The 18,499-nt window shown below is 69.8% G+C and carries 20 protein-coding genes and 1 pseudogene; 6 read left to right on the forward strand and 15 right to left on the reverse strand.

The genetic code is table 11. From position 1 onward, the window contains the following. Positions 1–16: 16 nt before the first annotated feature. Both ABZ656_RS20040 and ABZ656_RS20045 read right to left on the reverse strand, forming a co-directional pair. The gene (locus ABZ656_RS20040; RefSeq protein ID WP_101400284.1) at positions 17–1,315 is read right to left on the reverse strand and encodes an amidohydrolase; all 1,299 of its coding nucleotides are present in this window, start codon (positions 1,313–1,315) and stop codon (positions 17–19) included. A gap of 704 nt (positions 1,316–2,019) precedes the next feature. Then, positions 2,020–2,460 (reverse strand): ATP-binding protein, encoded by a 441-nt coding sequence (locus ABZ656_RS20045; RefSeq protein ID WP_360269542.1) that lies wholly within the window; start codon positions 2,458–2,460, stop codon positions 2,020–2,022. 235 nt (positions 2,461–2,695) lie between these two features. On the opposite strand from ABZ656_RS20045, the gene ABZ656_RS20050 reads away from it, so the two are divergent. Beyond that, positions 2,696–3,577, forward strand: coding sequence for a Scr1 family TA system antitoxin-like transcriptional regulator (locus tag ABZ656_RS20050; protein ID WP_101400282.1), 882 nt, complete (start codon positions 2,696–2,698; stop codon positions 3,575–3,577). Positions 3,578–3,580: 3 nt separating this feature from the next. Beyond that, positions 3,581–3,763: a DUF397 domain-containing protein gene (locus ABZ656_RS20055; RefSeq protein ID WP_101400281.1), complete on the forward strand. Its 183-nt coding sequence runs from the start codon at positions 3,581–3,583 to the stop codon at positions 3,761–3,763. Positions 3,764–3,814: 51 nt separating this feature from the next. Here the strand turns inward: ABZ656_RS20055 and ABZ656_RS20060 are convergent, their stop codons facing one another. The 12 genes from ABZ656_RS20060 to ABZ656_RS20115 all read right to left on the reverse strand — a co-directional run bounded on the left by ABZ656_RS20060 (position 3,815) and on the right by ABZ656_RS20115 (position 13,974). Further along, positions 3,815–4,465 carry a contact-dependent growth inhibition system immunity protein gene (locus ABZ656_RS20060; protein WP_101400280.1) on the reverse strand — a complete coding sequence of 217 codons (651 nt, stop codon included), beginning with the start codon at positions 4,463–4,465 and terminating at the stop codon, positions 3,815–3,817. Positions 4,466–4,497: 32 nt separating this feature from the next. Continuing rightward, entirely contained in the window at positions 4,498–4,797 is a 300-nt protein-coding gene (locus tag ABZ656_RS20065; protein ID WP_360269545.1) for an RNase A-like domain-containing protein, read from the reverse strand. A gap of 14 nt (positions 4,798–4,811) precedes the next feature. After that, positions 4,812–5,360, reverse strand: a complete 549-nt coding sequence (locus tag ABZ656_RS20070; RefSeq protein ID WP_360269547.1) for a hypothetical protein — start codon at positions 5,358–5,360, stop codon at positions 4,812–4,814. A gap of 45 nt (positions 5,361–5,405) precedes the next feature. After that, complete coding sequence (locus tag ABZ656_RS20075; RefSeq protein WP_360269549.1) at positions 5,406–7,295, reverse strand: RNase A-like domain-containing protein; 1,890 nt, start codon at positions 7,293–7,295, stop codon at positions 5,406–5,408. Next, on the reverse strand, positions 7,295–7,609 hold the full coding sequence (locus ABZ656_RS20080; RefSeq protein ID WP_360269551.1) for a WXG100 family type VII secretion target: 315 nt from the start codon (positions 7,607–7,609) through the stop codon (positions 7,295–7,297). Before ABZ656_RS20080 ends, ABZ656_RS20075 begins: the two co-directional genes overlap by 1 nt. 43 nt (positions 7,610–7,652) lie before the next feature. Continuing rightward, positions 7,653–8,078: a WXG100 family type VII secretion target gene (locus ABZ656_RS20085; protein ID WP_360269553.1), complete on the reverse strand. Its 426-nt coding sequence runs from the start codon at positions 8,076–8,078 to the stop codon at positions 7,653–7,655. A 79-nt stretch (positions 8,079–8,157) separates the two neighbouring features. Continuing rightward, the gene (locus tag ABZ656_RS20090; RefSeq protein WP_360269555.1) at positions 8,158–8,649 is read right to left on the reverse strand and encodes a poly-gamma-glutamate hydrolase family protein; all 492 of its coding nucleotides are present in this window, start codon (positions 8,647–8,649) and stop codon (positions 8,158–8,160) included. An 8-nt stretch (positions 8,650–8,657) separates the two neighbouring features. Next, positions 8,658–9,098, reverse strand: a complete 441-nt coding sequence (locus ABZ656_RS20095; RefSeq protein WP_360269568.1) for a sortase — start codon at positions 9,096–9,098, stop codon at positions 8,658–8,660. A 149-nt stretch (positions 9,099–9,247) separates the two neighbouring features. Beyond that, a complete protein-coding gene (locus ABZ656_RS20100; protein WP_360269557.1) occupies positions 9,248–10,327 on the reverse strand; it encodes a hypothetical protein in 1,080 nt (359 codons plus the stop codon). 80 nt (positions 10,328–10,407) lie between these two features. Continuing rightward, positions 10,408–11,346 (reverse strand): N-acetylneuraminate synthase family protein, encoded by a 939-nt coding sequence (locus ABZ656_RS20105; RefSeq protein ID WP_101400269.1) that lies wholly within the window; start codon positions 11,344–11,346, stop codon positions 10,408–10,410. 14 nt (positions 11,347–11,360) lie between these two features. After that, a complete protein-coding gene (locus ABZ656_RS20110; protein ID WP_360269559.1) occupies positions 11,361–12,593 on the reverse strand; it encodes an N-acylneuraminate cytidylyltransferase in 1,233 nt (410 codons plus the stop codon). A 73-nt stretch (positions 12,594–12,666) separates the two neighbouring features. Then, positions 12,667–13,974 (reverse strand): DUF6716 putative glycosyltransferase, encoded by a 1,308-nt coding sequence (locus ABZ656_RS20115; RefSeq protein WP_360269561.1) that lies wholly within the window; start codon positions 13,972–13,974, stop codon positions 12,667–12,669. A 198-nt stretch (positions 13,975–14,172) separates the two neighbouring features. On the opposite strand from ABZ656_RS20115, the gene ABZ656_RS20120 reads away from it, so the two are divergent. The 3 genes from ABZ656_RS20120 (at position 14,173) to ABZ656_RS20130 (ending at position 17,833) form a co-directional block, all read left to right on the forward strand. Beyond that, complete coding sequence (locus ABZ656_RS20120; protein ID WP_101400267.1) at positions 14,173–15,153, forward strand: glycosyltransferase family 2 protein; 981 nt, start codon at positions 14,173–14,175, stop codon at positions 15,151–15,153. Beyond that, positions 15,150–16,484, forward strand: a complete 1,335-nt coding sequence (locus ABZ656_RS20125) for an alpha-2,8-polysialyltransferase family protein (protein WP_360269563.1) — start codon at positions 15,150–15,152, stop codon at positions 16,482–16,484. The genes ABZ656_RS20120 and ABZ656_RS20125 overlap by 4 nt, the downstream gene beginning before the upstream one ends. Positions 16,485–16,708: 224 nt before the next feature. Continuing rightward, complete coding sequence (locus ABZ656_RS20130; RefSeq protein WP_360269570.1) at positions 16,709–17,833, forward strand: acyltransferase; 1,125 nt, start codon at positions 16,709–16,711, stop codon at positions 17,831–17,833. Between the two features lie 16 nt (positions 17,834–17,849). On the opposite strand, the pseudogene ABZ656_RS20135 reads toward ABZ656_RS20130, so the two are convergent. Further along, positions 17,850–18,099, reverse strand: a pseudogene (locus tag ABZ656_RS20135) (TetR/AcrR family transcriptional regulator C-terminal domain-containing protein); the annotation flags it as partial. Between ABZ656_RS20135 and ABZ656_RS20140 the strand changes: the two are divergent. Further along, the gene (locus tag ABZ656_RS20140) at positions 18,097–18,402 is read left to right on the forward strand and encodes a hypothetical protein (RefSeq protein ID WP_360269572.1); all 306 of its coding nucleotides are present in this window, start codon (positions 18,097–18,099) and stop codon (positions 18,400–18,402) included. The pseudogene ABZ656_RS20135 and the gene ABZ656_RS20140 overlap by 3 nt on opposite strands. Positions 18,403–18,499 lie beyond the last annotated feature (97 nt).

The raw sequence follows: 18,499 nt of genomic DNA on the forward strand, positions 1-18,499 counted from the left end.
ACGGGCCCAGCAGGCCCTAGCGGATCGCGTCCAGCAGGGCCGCCGCGGTGAAGAGCTCGACTCCGGCCGTGATGGCCGACTCGTCCACGTCGAAGTCGCCGCGGTGCAGGTCACGAGTGGTGCGCTCGCCCGGCGTACGGACGCCGAGGCGGGCCATGGCGCCGGGCACGTGCTCCAGGTACCAGGAGAAGTCCTCGCCGCCGAGACTCTGCTCGGTGTCCTCGACGGAGTGCGGACCGCGCCGCGAGGTCATGGCGTCGTGGAGGAGCTCCGTGACCGCCGGGTCGTTGACGACCGGCGGGACGCCCCGGATGTAGTTGATCTCGGACTTGGCCCGGTACAGGTTGGCGATCTCGTCGATGGCCGCGTGCAGCAGGTCGGGCGCCTGCCGCCAGGCCTCGAGGTCGAGGCAGCGTACGGTCCCGGAGAGCTCGGCGTGCTGCGGGATGACGTTGCAGGCGTGCCCGGACTCGATCCGTCCCCAGGTCACCGCGAGCCCGCTGCGGGCGTCCACGCGCCGGGCGACGAGGGACGGCACGTCGGTGACGACGCGCGCGGCGGCGGTGACGAGGTCGGTGGTGAGGTGGGGGCGCGCGGTGTGACCGCCGGCGCCGTCGAGTGAGACTTCCAGCCGGTCGCAGGCGGAGGTGATGGGACCGTGGCGCAGTCCGATCCGCCCGGCGTCGACCTTCGGGTCGCAGTGCACGCCGATGATCCGCCCCACGCCGTCCAGCACTCCCGACTCGATGGCGTCGGGCGCACCCCCGGGCAGGACCTCTTCGGCGGGCTGGAAGATCAGCCGTACGGGATGCGGCAGGAGCCCCTGGCGATGCAGCTCGGCGAGGACGAGCCCGGCGCCGAGGACGACGGTCGTGTGCACGTCGTGGCCGCAGGCGTGCGCGCGGTCGGGCACGGTCGAGCGGTACGCGCAGTCGCTCTTCGTGTCCGGGATGGGCAGCGCGTCGATGTCGGCGCGCAGGGCGAGCATGCCGCGTCCGCCGTCGACCGGACCGACCCGTGCGCGGGCCCGTACGCGGGCTCGTTCCCCGTCCCCTGCACCCTCCCCCGCACCTTCATCGCCGTCGATCCCGATGTCACAGATGAGCCCGGTCCCGATGTCGAGCACGCGGGGCCTGAGGCCCGCCTGCTCCAGGCGCGCCTTGAGTGCCGCGGTGGTGCGGAACTCCTGGTTGCCGAGCTCCGGGTGCATGTGCATGTCGCGTCGGAACGCGATCAGCTCGGCACGCAGGGCGTCGGGCAGGGTGCCGGGGAGCGCTGCTCCCCCGGGGACATCGGCCTCGTACTCTCGGGACATCAATTGGTTCACCCTTTGAAGGGTAGGGCGGCGGGGCGGCCAACTGACCCACGATCAACAAAACTTCAGCCCGTTAGGGGAAGAAACTTGGCCACGCGCCGCATAGGTTTCCGGTGGGATGGGTATGCTCGCCCGCCTTTCCGGACGATGGGATCTTGAGCCAGACGGTATGCGCGCCCTGCCCGGAGCGCATCCCGGCCGAAGGCCGACTGTCGCGTCCGGGACGATGGCCGACTGCCACGTCCGCCACGATGGCCGACTGCGGTGACGGCCCGTGACCACGGGGTGACGCGGGCCCTTGATGCGGGCCGCCGCCCCTCTCTCGATCCAGTCCGCCGGGGCTGCCGGCGCACTCCCATAAGGGAACGCTCGGGGTGTCCGAACCCATTCCCGTGCCCTACGGTCCCACAGACCTGACCAAGATCATGCGCACGGATGCCTGAACACCACTCCCTGTCGACCCGGGCCCGAGGGGCCGCCGGGGTCCGCGCCGTAGGGGCGCGAGGATGACTTGGGGCGCCTGATCGGTCGACGGCGTCAGAGAGCCGTGCTGCCGACCATGAGGATCTTGATGGCGACGGTGTCTTCGCCGTTTCCTGTGTGGCCCTGTGTGCGTGGCCTGTATGCATGGCCTGTGTGCGTGGCCCTGTCGACGCCGTCACACAGCCGCTGCGGGGTGGTCTTGCCGACGACGGCTCAGCAGGTCAGGCATCGAGACCCCCGCGCGTTTCCAGCTCCGCCCAGACGGTCTTGCCGACGGTGAGCTTCTCCACGGCCCAGCGGTTCGCGAGCGTGCGGACGATGAGGAGGCCTCGGCCGAACTGGTCATCCGCGACGGGCGTGGGGGGATACGGAAGCCGCTCACCCCTCGGGTCGGTCACGGCGACGCGCAGTGCGTTGCCGGTCAGCGACGTCTCGACGCGGAACAGGCGGTCCCGTAAGCACCCGTGGAGCAGGGCGTTCGTGCACAACTCGCTCGCCAGCAGCGCCGCGTCGCCGGCGACGTCGGGGTGACCCCAGTCGACGGCGAGTCGGGCGACGCGTCTGCGGGCGCGGGGGATGTTGCTCGGGTAGGGGGTGTAGTCCACGGAGTCGTAGCGGTCGTCGCCCTTGGGGAAGCGAGGGGGAGGGCAGGAGTTGGTCACGGGGTGCGTCTCCTTGCGCGAGGGCGGGCGCCGGGTGGGGTGGCCATGCCGCGCGGGGCCGGTTTGGGCAGCACGGTGCACTTCCGCCAACTGGCGTCGTTGGGTAGTCGCTCGAAAACTGACAGTAGCGGAGTGGCGGCATGGCGGGCAAGAAGTCTCAGGGAAATATGTCCCCTGCCTTTGCGACCCTGCTCGGCGACCTGCACACTGGCCGCGACCCGGGAGGTAATCCGACGTGACCGCAGTCCCGTTCACGCGCGGCAACCGCGTATCCACCGTCCTCGCCCGTAAGTTGGGCGGTGAGCTGCTGACGCTGCGCGACACAGCCGGCCTGACTCAGCCACAAGCCGCGGAGGCGCTGTCGGCAACTGCGGCCAAGGTCGCCAAGATGGAGCGCGGCTGGGTACCCTTCCGCGATCCCGACATCCAGATCCTGTGCGACCTGTACGGCGTGACCGACCCGAAGGTCGTGGAACGGCTGCTGAACCTCGCCAAGACCGACCGGGGGCGCCGTAAGGCCAAGGGGTGGTGGAACCAGTACCCCGAACTTCGCTCTCTGGTTGAGTACGTGGCCCTCGAGGACATCTCGACCGGAATCCGTACCTGGCAAGGAGCCTTCGTCCCCGGCCTCTTGCAGACTCCGGACTACGCCCGGGCTCTCGCGATCGGCAACGCCGACTGGGATGACCCCGCCGACATCGAGCGTTTCGTCGAGGCGAAGATCGCGCGGCAGGCACGCTTGACGGACACGACCCCTCTCAGCCTGTGGGCTGTCGTGGGCGAGGGCGCACTGCGTCAACTTGTCGGCGGCCGCGAGGTCATGCGCGTACAACTGGCACACCTGGCGGAAGCGTCCCGTCTGCCCAATGTCAGGCTTCAGGTGCTTCCCTTCCTCGCCGGTTCCCATCCCGGGATGACCAGCGCCTTCAGCATCGTCTCGTTCGCCGAACCCGGCGCGATGGACGTGGTCTACATGGACACCACCTCGTCTACCCTGTGGCTGGAGAGCGAGGCCGACGCCGCGCGCCACAACACCACATTCGAGCGGATCGCCCGGAGCGGACTCGCTCTTCGCGATTCCACCGCCCTGATCGAACGTATCCGCAAGGAGTTGTGAGCCGTGCCGCAGTTCGAGTTCGCCAAGTCCAGCCACAGCAGCGGCAACGGCGAGTGCGTCGAAGTCGCCCGCAACATACCCGGCACCGTCGCCGTCCGTGACTCAAAGGACAAGGACCTGGACGGGCCCGTGGTCGTGGTCGCCCCGGCTGCCTGGGCGGCGTTCGCGGTGTACGTGGGGCAGTGAACGGCCCGAGCGCCTCGCTGACCGACGTCCGGCCCGTAGTCCGCGCGGCGGCTACTCGAGTCGTCGGGAGACGAGGGTGAGCCAGCCGCTGGGGGCGTAGGGAGCCGGCGGGTCGACCTCCATGCCCAGTTCGGCGACGGCCAGGGCGTAGTCGGGCTCGTCCAGGTCCAGGGTGAGGAGTTCGCGCAGTTCGCCGACCAGGCGGGCGACAAGCTGGGGGTGGGTAGCGGCCTCGTAGTCGTCGACGGCGGCATCGTGGTCGTCGAACTCGTCCGGCATGTCCTGCGAGAACCAGCCGCCGAGGAACTGTGCGAGTTCGGGGAAGCGGGCGTGCCATTCCCAGTGGGTGGTGGGGGTGGCCGGGGGCGGGGCCTCGCCGGTCTCGACGCTGTGCTTGATGTGGTCGGCGAGGCAGGTCAGCCACTGCTCGATGTCCGACTCGGGTAGCCCGACGTCCGGGATCGCGTAGAACTCGCCGAGGCGCAGGCGGAGTCGGCCGGGCGGGTTGCGGGCGTACTCCCGCAGCTGGGTCTCCGCCGTGGCCAGTGCCCAGGGACGGGTGTGCCAGGTGTGGCGGAGGTAGGCGGTCAGGGCCTGGCTGGGCTCGTCCGGGGTGTCGTCGGCCGGCTGCCCGGCGTAGGCGCGGATCACCTGGTCCAGTTCGCCGTAGCGGCGGTCGTGTTCGAGGGGGCTCAGGGGCACGGTGATCAGCCTCTACTGGTCTCTACGGGGTTCTACAGATAGACGGGGAAGGTGGCCTGGACCACGAAACCATGGGGGCGGGTCGCGTCACGCTTGAGCACCACGCGGGCCGCGCGTACGTCCACGGGCTCGCGGCCCGCCAGCATCATCGCCTGGAGCAGGACCCGGCCGACCGGCTCGGTGCGCGTGGGCCACGACGCCTCGATCGTCAGGCGGGGGCGGGTGGCCTGGGCGAGCCAGCGGTGGATCAGCTGCTCATTCGCGGTGACGACCTGCTGGGTGGCCCATTGGGCGGTTTCGCGGTCGGGGTAGGTGGAACTTCGGGTACGCACAGTGCTGGGCTCCGTCAGATGGGGTAAAACGACCAGAAGACACCGACCTCTTCCGGCGAGACGACGACGAATCCGAAGTCGCCGTCGTACTGAGTGAGAGACACCCAGCCGTCGACTCCGTCGGTGAGATCGGGCGACGGAGTCGCGCGGGCACGGGTGATGTTGCTGTAGCAGGAGATCTGCTCCCCGTACCGGCTCAACAAGGTCCGGGCATCGGCGTACGCGTCCGCTGCCGCCTCCTCGTCCTGGGGGACCGGGCCCCAGTCGTAGGTCATCGTCACCAGCAGGCGCTCGGCCGTCGCCGGCGTGACGGGGAACAGCCGCTCTTCCAGGAACTCGCGGGAGGGCGGGCGGAAGGGGAAGGACGGACCGGCCGTCGCCCGCTCCTCCTTGTCCGTCTCCCAGTCGAGGACGTTCCAGCCGCGCGGGTCGTCCACTTCGTGGTTCATCACGGCCAGCACATCGTCCCGCCAGTCGGAGTGGGCCCTCGGGCCGGTCGCCGCGAACGCGTAGACGTCGTCGAGCAGGCGCAGGGAGGCTTCCTCCCATGCAGTTCGGTTCACCGTTTCCATTCTCGTTCCAGATCTCATTCTTCCCGACGGAATTGGTCAGCGTGCCGGCATGGAAGTCATGACGACGAAGGGGGGATCGAGGCTGGAGTCGTACTTCAGGCGGGTATCGATGTTCTTCACCTCCAGGGGCTTGGCGTTCATACCACCCTGCTTGAAGCCGGTCGTCGGATCGTTCGGGTCGTACGGTTGCTTCGTGACGCTCGTACCCGTGACTTCTCCGTCGGGTCCCGGGCCGACCAGCTTCTTCACTTCCCCGTCCTGGGGCGGTGGCGGCCCGTCGAGCCATGCCTTGATGTCGCCGGAGTACTGGTCGATGTTGTACTGCGTGTACCGCTGCGCGCTCTCCAGGGTGTCGAAGCTGGAGGCCGCACCGACCTTGGGCTTACCGTGCGGCCATGCGTCGGTGGCCGGATCACCCTGATCACGCAGGCGTTGGGCGAGTTGCTCAGACGTCTTTCCGACATGCTTGTCCAGGGTGTGGCCGTCGTTCAACCATTCACTACTGGCCAGGTCAATCCTGTAGACGCCGTTCTTGGTGTCGTCCGGATTGGTCCACGGGTGCTCTTTCTTGAATTCGTCGAGCGCCCTCACACCGAAGGCCTCGGCGCGTGCTTCTTCCGCGGAATATGTGGGAACGCTGCGCTCCGCCTCTTCCAGCGCATGCTTGAGTTCGGTCAAGTTGCCGGCAAGGGTATGGATTTCGCGGTTGTACGTGTCGACGGCATGATTGAGGCGACCCGTGTCGATGTTCGAGACGAACTCCAGGGCCAGCTCAGGAAGCTTGAGGGCCAGTTCCAGGGCGGCCTCGATGCTCTTCGCGACGAAGGTCTTCTCGGCCGCGTGCTTGTAGACATCGGTGATCGTGGACCTGATCTTCGTCACTTCCGCACTCAGCGCGTCGCACGCCGTCGCGACGTCGCGTGCGGTGTCCTGGAGGACATCCAAGGCGGGGCGCTGGCCGTCTTTCTGGTTCCACTGGTAACGGCCGTTGTGACTCGCTCTGCCCCAGGCCGTACTCCCCCAGATCGCAGAACAGAACTGCTTCATCGCACTCTGCCACTCGTCGTGGCCCGGCGCGGGGTTGGTGAGATACGCGATGGCGTCGTCGAAGGTGTCCGCGGACGTCTTGGCGTCCTTGGCCGCCGTCCGCCACGCCAGCGCGATCTTGGGAAGGTCGACGTCGTCGCCACCCGGCGTGATGTCGGCGACCTTCCCGTGCCGCAGCGCGTACTCCAGGATCGGGCGCAGGACATAGTCGCCGACCCGGCTCAGGCCCCCGGCGACGTCGTCGATGATCTCGTTGCCCCAGCCCGCCTCCGCAGGGGCGTTGCCCCAGCCGAGTTCGGCCACGGGTCCGCCCGCACCGGCCTTCTTCAGGACGTCCGGGAGGTTTTTCCTCACCACAGCCGGGCTCAGCGGATTGGTCGCGTGCTCCGCCTGCGCGTAGTTGTTCGCCGTCACCGTGAGGCCCACCGCAGCGCCGCCGACACCCTCCGTCGCTCTGCTCCACACTCGCAAGAAGAGATCGGCGACTTCGGCGTACGCCTTCGCGAAGGCCTCAGGGCCGGTCCCACAGCCCGCCGCGTGCGCGTACCCGTCCAGAGTGTCGACGAGACTCTTCGCCCGGTCCGCGAAGTCGTACTGGGCGTTCCGCAGTACGTACGACGCGTAGTACACGTGCTTCGGCTGGATGTCGAAGCCGACGGCGTTTCCCGGGGCGGCGGGCTTCATCGCCGCCAGTTCGTCGGAGCGTTGGCGCCGTGCCGAGCCTGTGTCCTGCTGCGAAATGTCCTTGCCCTGGGGGTCCTTGAGAGAGCCGGGAGAGGGGGCAGGGGTCGCACCCGAGCCGGACGACGGGGCGGGCAGCGAGCCGTTGCCGGTGGTGGCCGGGGGCGTGGCCGAGGGCGAGGGTGAGGGCGTTGCCATCAGGCACCTCCCCAGCCCCGCAGCACCGCCCGGTGCGCCGCCGCATAGTTGGCGTGGCCGGTGGTCACGTACTCGTGCAGCCACTTATGGGCCGCCTGCAGGTCCTGCGCCGAGCGGTCCCACTCGTCGAGCTTCTCCACGAAGACCTCGCGGGCCTCGCCTTCCCAGGAGAGGACGACTGGGACGGCCCGGTCGTAGAGGTCGTCCAGTTTGCCGTTGAGCTTCTTGAGGATGTCCTCCAGTTCGACGGCGAGGTCGTGAAGGGTGGTGAAGGAGACGGCTATGTGGTCGTCGGCGGCATCTCCAGGCTGCATGTTTCCCCCGGTACATGAAAAGTGCTTCGTGGCCTGTGGGAGGTCAGAGGGCGTCGAGGCCGCTACTCGGGCGCGCGGGTGTGGTCGCCGACGCGGCGTCCGGGTTCGGCGTGGAGAGCCGGTCGACCTCGCTGCCGACGTCCACCCGAATCCGGCGCATCTGCTCGACCACGGCCAGTTCCTGCTCCGTGAAGCCGTCGCGGCTCAGCCGCACGGCCTGCTCCAGATGCTTCATCACATCGCGAATGCGTACGGCGTCCTCGGCTGCGGCCCGGTGGAACTCGCGGTACGCCGTCGCCGCCGGGCCCCGCCAGCCCGCCTCGATGCGGTCGACGATCGAGTCCATGCGCTTGACCTGCCGGTCCAAGTGGTCCTGCATGTCGTCGAGGTCGCCAGCCAGCTTCGTCAGGTCCTCGTGGGAGGCTCGCAGATCTCTTGGGCTGCCCTGATGGCCCGTACGGTCTCCCACGCCGACCCCCGTCGCGTCAGTCCGTCAACTCCCCTATTTGCACTGGTGATCCTATCAACTCACGCTCAGCACGGCTGGCTCACAGCACCGTCTGCCCCGCCTCCACCCGGTCGATCGCCCTGCGGGTCGCGGTGGCGAAGGTCCAGAAGGACGGGAGGAGGTTGGTGGCGCGGTCGGCGACCGTGTCCTTGCCGGCGGCGAACATCGCGGTGCGCAGGGCCGTGGTCATCTCCAGCTGGGCGCCCATGCCGAGGAGTGTGCGGTTGCAGATGTTGTCCGGGTCGATGCCCGCGATCTCCTCCTCCCCCGAGGCCGTCACCCCGCGGATGCCGGCCGCGGTGAACTCCTCCATCAGGTATTGGCGGAAGGTGGGGTTGAGGCCGCCTACGAGGACGTCCGCGGCGCCTGGTTCCAGGCCCGCCTGCTCCGGCTTGCAGCCGTGGAGGGAGAGGACGTTGAGGCTGCCCGCGCACAGAGAGCGGGCGATCGTGTCGTCGCAGTGGATGGAGGTGACGTGCAGCGTCCCGTTTCCACCGCTCATCAGGCCCTCGAACATCCAGAAGTCGTGCACCGGGCCGGCTACCGGGGTGGGTGCGAGGTCGGCGGGGTCTGGGCGGGGGTGGAGATCAGGTCGGCGTCGACGCGCAGCACCCCGCCGGGCATGAAGTGCGGGCCGGTGGCCGTGACGAGGACCAGGCGGCCCTTGCCGGAGGCCACGGCGGCGGGCGCCGGGTCGCCGGCCCGTCGTACGCCGAGGACCTGGTACTTCGCCTTGCCCTGGCCGGTGGTCACGGTGAACGTGTCGCCCGCGGCGAGCTGGTCGAGACGGCCGAAGGGCCCCCCGTAGGCGGCGGCGCGGCCCATCAGCACACTGGTGCCCGACTGTCCGGGCAGCGGGGTGTCCCGGCGGTGGCCGGGGCCGTCGGTGAGGACCGCGGAGTCGGTGCCCTCCAGGACGACCTGGTGGACGTCGACGGCGGGGATGTCGATGAGGGCGACCGGTGTGCCGGGCGCGAGCAGTCTGTTCCGTGGGCCCGCAGTGCCCGCAGCACCTCCGCCGAGCCGATCACGAGAACGGCCCGGCGAAGCCTGGAGGCCCCGACCTCAACCCCGGATCGATCGACTTCATCAGTCTCATGCAGTGACTCGCCGGACGGTGCACGGCTTCCCTACGCGGATGTCACCGCCGACAACCGGTGTACGTCCCGGGCCGTCCCCGTCACCCCGGACAGGAAGCCCTGGGCCCGTGGCGAGGCGTTCTCCGTGAGCCAGGCCGGGTCGATGTCGCAGACGGCGACGCGGACCTCGGTGCCGGCCAGGGCCAGCGGCAGCGTGTGGACGACCGTGGAGGGGAAGCTGAGGATCGTGCGGCCGATGGGGCCGCGGCGGGCGATCAGCTCCAGGGGGAGGTCGGGGCGGACGATCTCCAGGCCCGTCTCCGCGGCCAGCCGGTGGAGTTTCTCGGCGCTCTCGCGGCGGTGGGCGAAGTAGCGGGTGGCACCGTGGGACTTGGCGAGGGTGCGGACCGCCTGGAGATAGCGGTCCCCGTCGACGACACCCGTCTCGACGAGGGACGTGCCGACCAGGTCCGCGCCCTTGGTGAGGCGGGGCGGCCCGAAGCGGGCCCGGGTCCAGGAGAAGTCGTTGGCGCTGACGCGCACACCGATCGGGGTCTCGTCGATCGGCATCGAGGAGAACACCTCAACCGTACGGTGCTCACCGGGCGTCAGCCGGCGCCGGGCCAAGGAGGACACCGGGGCGAAGAGCAGGTCGCGCGGGCCGGGGCGGCCGCCCTTGCGGTGCCAGCGGACCAGGCGTTCGCCACGGGCGAGCTGGGCGACGAACTCCATCGTCGCCGTGCCGTCGTCGACCACGACCAGGTCGGGCGCGCGGGTGATGGTCAGAAGAAGCTGCACATAGCGGGAGAACGGGTCTCCCATGACGATGCGACGGGCCCTGCGCAGCAGCGGGGCGAGGCCGCCGATGGTGTGGAAGGGCGCCGTGGTGCCACCGCGCGCCTCCTCCCAGCGGACCTGGTGGCCCTCGTCGCGGGCCAGTTCGGCCATGCGCCGCAGTTGGCCACGGGTCATCGGGTCGTTGGGGGACAGGACGACGAGGGTGAGCCCCGCGCCGGGCGCCGTGCCGTGGTGGACAGAGGTGTGTGCCCATTCCAGCACGTTCAGGAGCTGTACCGGACTCTCGACGAAGGCGAGAGTGTGGGGGCCGGTGGATCCGGCGCGGGGGCTCATCGACGTACGACCGTCCTGTCGTAAGGAGTTGTCGTAGGGAGGTGGGAGGTAACGCGTGGGGGGTTCGAGAGGTCAGGACCTCAGACCGCGACCGGCTCGCCCGCGGCGGCGGCGATCTCGGCCTCGGCGACGACGCCAGTGACGCGGCGCAGCTTCTTCATGGGGCCGAGCTCGGACTCGTAGACCTTCTTGACGCCGTCGCCGAGGGAGGCCTCGATGGTGCGGATGTCGCGGACGAGGCGGGTGAGGCCCCCCGGCTCGACGGAGGCGGCCTGGTCGGAGCCCCACATCGCGCGGTCGAGGGTGATGTGACGCTCGACGAAGGTGGCACCGAGGGCGACCGCGGCCAGCGTGGTCTGCAGGCCCGTCTCGTGGCCGGAGTAGCCGATCGGGACGTTCGGGTACTCGGCCTGGAGGGTGTTGATGACGCGGAGGTTGAGTTCCTCGGCCTTCGCCGGGTACGTCGAGGTGGCGTGGCAGAGCAGGATGTTGTCGCTGCCCAGGACCTCGACCGCGTGGCGGATCTGCTTCGGGGTCGACATGCCCGTGGAGAGGATGACCGTGCGGCCGGTGGCGCGCAGGGAGCGCAGCAGCTCGTCGTCGGTCAGGGACGCGGAGGCGACCTTGTGGGCGGGGACGTCGAACTTCTCCAGGAAGGCGACGGCCTCGGTGTCCCACGGGGAGGCGAACCAGTCGATGTTCTTGCTCTTGGCGTACTCGTCGATCTGGCGGTACTCGTCCTCACCGAACTCCACGCGGTGGCGGTAGTCGATGTAGGTCATGCGGCCCCAGGGAGTGTCGCGCTCGATGTCCCACTGGTCGCGCGGGGTGCAGATCTCCGGGGTGCGCTTCTGGAACTTGACGGCGTCGCAGCCGGCCTCGGCGGCGGCGTCGATCAGCTTGAAGGCGTTCTCGAGCTCGCCGTTGTGGTTGATGCCGATCTCACCGACGACGTAGACGGGGTGGCCGGGACCGGCGGTCTTCGAACCGAACGTGCGCAGACGGGAGTTGGTGCTCATGGTGGAGAAGTTCCTTACTTGTCGAGGGAGTCGAGAGAAGGGCCGAGGATCCAGCTGGCGATCTCTCGGATCGCGCCGTCGCCGCCGGGGACGGTGGTGACCGCGCGTGCGGCGCCGCGCACGACGTCGTGGGCGCTCGCGACCGCCACGGGCCAGCCCACGAGGGCGAAGCACGGGAGGTCGTTGACGTCGTTGCCGACGTAGAGCACGCGCTCAGGCGCGATGCCCTGCTCCTCGCACCACTGCTTCAGTGCGAGGTCCTTGCGGTCGATGCCGTGCAGGACCGGAATCTTGAGCTTCCGGGCCCGGGCGGCGACCACCGGGTTCTGTTCCGTGGACAGGATCAGCATCGTCAGCCCGCTCTTGCGGAGGGCGGCGATACCGAGCCCGTCTCCGCGGTGCACGGAGACGAACTCCCGTCCGTCGGAGTCGATCAGCACCCTGTCGTCGGTCTGGGTGCCGTCGAAGTCGAGGACGACCGCGTCGATGTCTTCGGCGGTCGGCAGCGAACCGGGGCGGTTCGCGTCGAAGAGGGGGGCCAGCGCGCGGGCGCGGGCGAGGTCGTGCGGGTCGTCGATCTCCAGCACGCGGGCCGGGTCGGTGCGGACGAGCTCCGTTCGGCCGAAGAAGCGGTGCTGGTGCTTGCGCAGGCCCGCGGCGTCCATGGCGTAGGCCGCGCCGGTCTCCAGGAGGTCCTGGGGCCGGTCCTGGCGGCGGGGCCGGAAGGACTTGTCGTGGTTGACGCCGTTGCCGCCCTCGGCGGACTCGTCGGCGTCGTCGCGCCAGATGAAGCCGTGGAAGTTGGCCACCGTCAGCGCGGTGTCGGCGCCGTTCTCGGCGACCGCCCCGGCGACCCCGTCGATGTCCTCCCGCGTGATGAACGGGCTGGTGCACTGGACGAGCAGGACCACGTCGACCGCGGAGCCGTGCAGCGCCTCGTGGGCGTCCAGGGCGTGCAGGACGGCCGCCTCGGAGGTGGCCGTGTCGCCGGCGATGGCGGCGGGGCGCAGCACGACCTCGGCGCCCGCCTCGCGGGCGGCGGCGGCGATCGCCTGGTCGTCGGTGGAGACCACGACGTCCGTGACGAGCCGCGTCGCCCGGCACTCGCGCACCGCACGGGCCACCAGCGGCACTCCGCCGACCGGCAGGAGGTTCTTGGCGGGGACGCCCTTGGAGCCGCCGCGCGCGGGGATCACCGCGAGCACCCGGCGCACCGGCGCCGCTTGACCCGCTTCCGAGTTGGTCATGCGCTGTTCTCCTTGACGAGGGACACGGGGAGGGCTTGAGGGATCGGCGGAAGGCTTGAGGGATCCGCGGTGGTCACAGCTCCCCCATCCGCCGGATCACGGGGGCCACGCGCTGCACTCCGTGGCGGTAGGCGCCGCGGGCCGCCCGGCGGACGATCTGCCGTACGGGGCTGGGCTCCTTGTCGGCCGCGGGGGCGCCGGGCAGCGGGCTGCCGTCCGGGGCGAGGTGGTGGCGGGCGAGGATCCCGGGGAGGTAGCCGGGGGCGGTGACGGGCGTGTAGTAGGGGGCGAGGGGCAGCAGTCCGGGGGCCGCCAGCAGGCCGGTGATCCGGGCGCGCGCCTCGTCGAAGGCCGTCTCGTACTGGCCGTCGGCGGCGACGCCCTGCCGGGCCACCCACGCCGGGTCGGGCGCCGGCTCGTACCCGGCGTCGAGCTGGTCCCAGGAGGCGAGGCAGCCGGAGCCCACGAAGTGGTGGTTGCCGAGCGCCTCGCGCACCCCGAGGTCGCTGAGGACGACGGTGGGGATACGGCGGTGCAGGGACTCCAGGGCCGCCGTGGAGCTGATGGTGACCAGCAGGTCGGTGCGGTCGAGCACCTCGCCCATGTGGCCGTACACCAGCCGGAAGTTGGCGGGCAGGTCGGTCTTCTGCGCCAGCTTCTGGTAGGGCAGCTCCTCGATGTGCGTGGTGTGTTCGCCCGGCTTGGAGCGCAGCTTCAGCAGCACCTCGCGGTCCGGGTGGAGGCGGGCGTGCTGGATCAGCCGGTTCAGCAGGTACGTGCGGTCCTTGCGGTTCTCCGGGACGGAGGGCTGGGCGGCGAAGACGACCGTGTACGGGTCGTGCTTCTCGTAGGCGGCGCCGCCCAGGAAGGGCAGTGCCACCTCCGTCACCGAGGAGGCGTCGGCGCCCACTCCCTCGTACACGGCCCGGAACCGTTCCGCGTCCTGTCGGGAGTTGGCGAGGACGAGGTCCGCGCCGTGCCGAAGCAGCAGGCCGTCGGCGAGCTTCTCGTAGACGACGCCGACATAGCCGGTGACGACCACGGGCCGCTTGGTCCGCCCCTCCCAGACGTGGGCCAGGCCGTGCAGGATCGCCTGCACGCCGCCGCCCACGAGGGCGACGACGAGGACGTCGTACGGCTCCCCTTCCATGGCGCGCAGGAATTCGACGGCGGTGACCTCGCGGAGGGAATCCGCGCGGACGCCGACTTCTTCGAGCTGGCGGGCGGTGGGGGTGGCTCGGCCGCGCAGGAGATAACCGTCGAGCTGAATGTCCGATTCGATCGGTGAAATGCGATTCGCGGTGAGCGAACCCCATTTCCACCGGGTATCGGAATCCGCGAGAACGGCGACCCGCAGGGACTTCCTGGTACTTGCTGGCACGTCCAAGACGCTAGGAAGCCATTCCGAGTTGCGGCCCAACCTGAATGCAACAAACGGTTAACAGCACATCGACGAATGGCGAATCGGGCCGTGATCCAGCCGGAAATCAGCTGGGTTCACGGCTTCGCCACGCGTCGTTCACCTGACATCTCACCAACGGTCAAGACGAATGCCGGGCCGCCGCCTAACGTCACGTGGGTGGTCAAGCTCTCCGTCATCGTGCCGTTCTACAACGTGCAGCAATATGCACCCGACACCTTGAAGAGCCTGCGTGCGAACGCACGTGAGGACTTCGAATTCGTTCTCGTGGACGACTGTTCACGAGACGAGACACCGGACATTCTCGCGCGCGCGGAGCGCGAGCTCCCCGGCGCGGTGTATGTCAGACACGAGAAGAACGGAGGACTGGCGACCGCGCGCAACACGGGCATCGACGCGGCGCACGGCGAATACCTCACGTTCCTCGACGGGGACGACTGGCTCGCCCCCGGCTATTACGAACAACTCGTCGCCTCCATCGAGCGGTTGGGCTGCGACTTCGTCCGTACGGACCATGTCCAGTGCACCGCGCGGGCCCGCACCATCCACCGGGTCCCGCACGGCCGGCGCGGAGTGGTACTGAACCCCCGCGACGCGATACTGCCCGCCGACCGCTCCACCTCCGTCGACTACGCCTACGCCTGGGCGGGCATCTACCACCGCCGACTGGTCGACCGGGGGCTGCTGCACTTCACCGACGGCCTGCGGACGGCCGAGGACCGGCCCTGGATCTGGAAGCTGCACCGGGAGGCGGAATCCTTCGCCACGGTGGGGCTTCTCGGTGTGTTCTACCGGCGCGGCGTGGCCTCCTCTCTCACTCAGATCGGGGACGTGCGCCAGCTCGACTTCATTCGCGCGTTCGACCAGGTGGTGGCGGAAACCGCCGCGGACCGCGACGCCGAAAAACTCCTGCCCAAGGCCGTGCGCACCTATTGCGCGATTATTTCCCATCATCTGGGATCCATCGAAAGGTTCGAGCCGGCAGTGGCACGGAAACTGAAGTCGATGAGCGCCGTCGCTCTGCGGAACATGCCGCAGGACGTGCTCGACGACGCCCTCGACTCGATGGACGTCCAGCGCGCCACGCGGCTGCGCCGGCTGCGCCGCCGTCCGGCTCCCACCACGGGGGTGGCCGCGTGACCACCCAGATCTTCATGGCGTCCACGCTGTACGGCACGGCCACGCTGGCCGCCGCCCTGGACACCGACTGTTTCCGCCCCGCCGACCGGCGCATCCTGCTCGTCTCCAACAACGCGGCGACGCCCGAGACGACGCCCGGCGTCGACGGGATGCCCGGGTTCGAGCAGCTGCGCGACCGCTTCGACGACGTGATCTCGTGGAACGAGACCATCTCCCCCTTCCACCCGGGCGGCTGGGCCCCGCGGCCCGACGACGTTCCCCTGTGGGAACGGCATCTGCGGCTCGCCTGGAACCTCGGCGACGACGACATCGAGCTGGCCGTCGAGTCGATCCAGGTCAACCCGGCGCTCGGCATCTCGCAGATCTTCATGGGCGCGCCCGTCACCGTGTACGCGGACGGCCTGATGAGCTACGGCCCCACCCGCAACAAGATCGACCCGCTGGTCGGCACGCGCGTGACCCGCCTGCTCCACCTGGACCTCGTCCCCGGCCTCAAGCCGCTGCTGCTCACCGAGTTCGGCGTCGAGCCGGAGATCGTGCCGACGGACGCGTTCTCGAAGGTGCTCGCCGAGCTGGTCGACACCGGCGACGAGCTGCCCTTCGTCGACGAACCGGCCCTCCTGCTCGGCCAGTACCTCTCCGCGCTGGACATCCTCACCGCCGAGGAGGAGGAGAACCTCCACGTACGGATGCTGAAGGGCGCCCTCGCGCTCGGCCACACGCGGGTGGTGTTCAAGCCGCACCCCTCGGCCCCGGCCCGCTGGTCGCGCCTGCTGGAGAAGGAGGCCGAGAAGCTCGGCGCCGACCTCACCGTGCTCGACACCCCGGTCCTCGCCGAGGTGCTCTACCAGCGGATGCGCCCCGCCCTGGTGGTCGGCTGCTTCTCCACCGCGCTGCTCACCGCGTCGGCGCTGTACGGCCTGCCGGTCGCCCGCGTCGGCACCGGCCCCCTCCTCGACCGCCTCACACCGTACGAGAACAGCAACCGCGTCCCCGTCACGATCGTGGACGCGCTACTGCCCGAACTGACGGACGAGTCGGCGGTCGATGAGCAGCGCCGGAGCATGGACGTGGCGGAACTGACGGACCTCGTCCGGGCCGTCGGCTTCGCGATGCAGCCGAAGATCTACCCGGATCTGCGCCCGGCCGCAGAGACCTTCCTGACCAGGCATCTGAACCACCACACCCGGCGCTACTTCAAGCGCAAGCGCCTCACCTCGCTGGCGCTGCCCGGCGCGGTTCCGGCGCAGCTGGCGTTCATCCCGCGCAACGCCACCGTGCGCCGGGTGGCACGCCGCGCCCGCTCGCTGAAGCGGGCGGTGGGTCGCTGATCCGGCTCCTGGGCCGGACCGCGCGAACCGGCCCAGGAACCCGAAACGACGTGCGGGTGAACGCGTAGGGACCGTCGGGCGAATCGTCGGCCGGACGGCCAGGTAAACCTTACTAATCGGATTAGTGTGCTGTGGGTCCACTGAGTCCCGTTGAGGGGAAATCTGTGATCGACTCGCGCGAGGCCGTCCAAGTGGCCTCCACGGGCACCGTGGCCCGCACCGTCCTGCCGCCCACGGACGCACCGCCCCCCGCGATACCGGCCAAGCCCCGGGAGACGCGGCTGCGCGCACTGGACGGACTGCGGCTGGTCGCCGCGCTGATGGTGGCCGCGTACCACTACGGCGGGCGCGACGGTGAGGTCGCGAAAGCGTGGGGCAGCTCGCCGCGCCACCAGTTCCCCGTGCTGCACGGGTACTTCGCGTACGGCTGCCTGGGCGTCCAGGTGTTCTTCGTGATCAGTGGCTTCGTCATCTGCATGAGCGGCTGGGGCCGCCCGCTGCGCTCGTTCTTCGCCTCCCGCGCCTCCCGGCTGCTGCCCGCGTACTGGGCCGCCATCATCCTGGTGACGGTGGTGTTCGCCCTGCCGATGGTCGCGTTCAAGACGGTCTCGCCGAGCGACACCCTGGTCAACATGACGATGCTGCAGTATCCGCTCGGCGTCGACCGGGTACTGGGCGTGTGCTGGACGCTGTGGGCGGAGGTCCGCTTCTACGCCCTCTTCGCGCTGTGCATCGTCCTGCCCGGCGCGAACCGCCGCCGCGTGATCATGTTCTGCGCCGGCTGGACGCTGGCCTACGCCATCGCGCAGGGCGCCAAGATGCCGCTGCTGGACATCGTCCTGATGCCCGAGTACGCCCCGTACTTCATCGGCGGCGTCGGCCTCTACCTGGTGCACCGCGACCGCAAGGACGTGTACGCCTGGGGCATCGTGGCCGTGAGCTGGCTGATCGGCCAGCACTACGCGGTACAGGGACTGTGGCACGCCCCGCAGGCGAACGGCTTCTCCTACCGCACCAGCTACGGCATCGTCCTCGTCGTCACCTTCGGCTACGTCGCCGTCGCCGCGATCGCCCTGGGCTGGCTGCGCTGGGCCAACTGGCGCTGGCTGACGGTCGCGGGCGCGCTGACGTACCCCTTCTACCTCGTCCACGAGCACCTGGGCTGGGTCGTCATCAAGGCACTCCACCAGGGGCTGCACATCCCCTCGTACGCCACGTTCCTGCTGACGGCGGCGAGCATGCTGCTGCTGGCCTGGCTGCTGAACCGGTACGTCGAGAACTGGCTGACGCCCAAACTGCGCACGGCGCTGGCGAAGCCCCGGCCGACCGTGGGGACGTCTCGGCCGTAGGGCACACCGCGCGGGTTCAGCCGACCCCGTACCGCGTCCCGATCCCAGCGTTCACCAGGGCCAGCCCTTCTTCGAAGTGCCGGTCGCAGTCCTCGAAGATCTCCGCGCCCGCCGCGGCCGACAGAGGGAAGTCGGCCATCCGGCGGGCGCGGTCGTCCACGTCGTATCCCTCGCGGCGCTCCCCGGCGAGCGGCTGGACGCCCTGTTCCTCGGTGACGAACCCGAGGGTGTAGAGGGTAGGCCGTCGTGGCCGCCCGGACCGCCTGCTGCGGGCCGGCGGCCGCGCCCCGGACGGCCCCCTCCCCGACGGCACCCGGCTCTTCGACGCCTTCCGCGGCCCCCACTGGACCCTGCTCGCGGCCGGCCCGGAAACCCGGGCGCCGGCACTGCCCGTCCGCACGGTCGGCGTCCCCGCGCACGAGTCGTACGGCACCGGTCTCCTCCTGATCCGCCCCGACGGTCACGTGGGGTGGGCGGGCGGCACGGCTTCGGGGCTGCGGGAGTACGCGAGGCGTTTGGGCGTCCTGGGCCAGGGCCTCTCCCAGGACCTGGCCGAGGAGCTGTCCTAGGTCCTGTCGTCAAATTCCCGTCTGCCCTGCGACGCCATGCACGCACTCTCACCGCACCAGGCACAGACCCAAGTACGTCCAGTACGAGGGCCTGTGC

The organism is Streptomyces sp. NPDC007095 (assembly GCF_040634475.1).
Classification (GTDB): Bacteria; Actinomycetota; Actinomycetes; order Streptomycetales; family Streptomycetaceae; genus Streptomyces.

What these genes read in the sequence shown, in the direction of transcription:
- ABZ656_RS20105 (WP_101400269.1), bottom strand. Translation starts at nt 11,346, where the DNA reads ATGAGCACCAACTCCCGTCTGCGCACGTTCGGTTCGAAGACCGCCGGT.
- ABZ656_RS20075 (WP_360269549.1), bottom strand. Translation starts at nt 7,295, where the DNA reads ATGGCAACGCCCTCACCCTCGCCCTCGGCCACGCCCCCGGCCACCACC.
- ABZ656_RS20080 (WP_360269551.1), bottom strand. Translation starts at nt 7,609, where the DNA reads ATGCAGCCTGGAGATGCCGCCGACGACCACATAGCCGTCTCCTTCACC.
- ABZ656_RS20110 (WP_360269559.1), bottom strand. Translation starts at nt 12,593, where the DNA reads ATGACCAACTCGGAAGCGGGTCAAGCGGCGCCGGTGCGCCGGGTGCTC.
- ABZ656_RS20040 (WP_101400284.1), bottom strand. Translation starts at nt 1,315, where the DNA reads ATGTCCCGAGAGTACGAGGCCGATGTCCCCGGGGGAGCAGCGCTCCCC.
- ABZ656_RS20100 (WP_360269557.1), bottom strand. Translation starts at nt 10,327, where the DNA reads ATGAGCCCCCGCGCCGGATCCACCGGCCCCCACACTCTCGCCTTCGTC.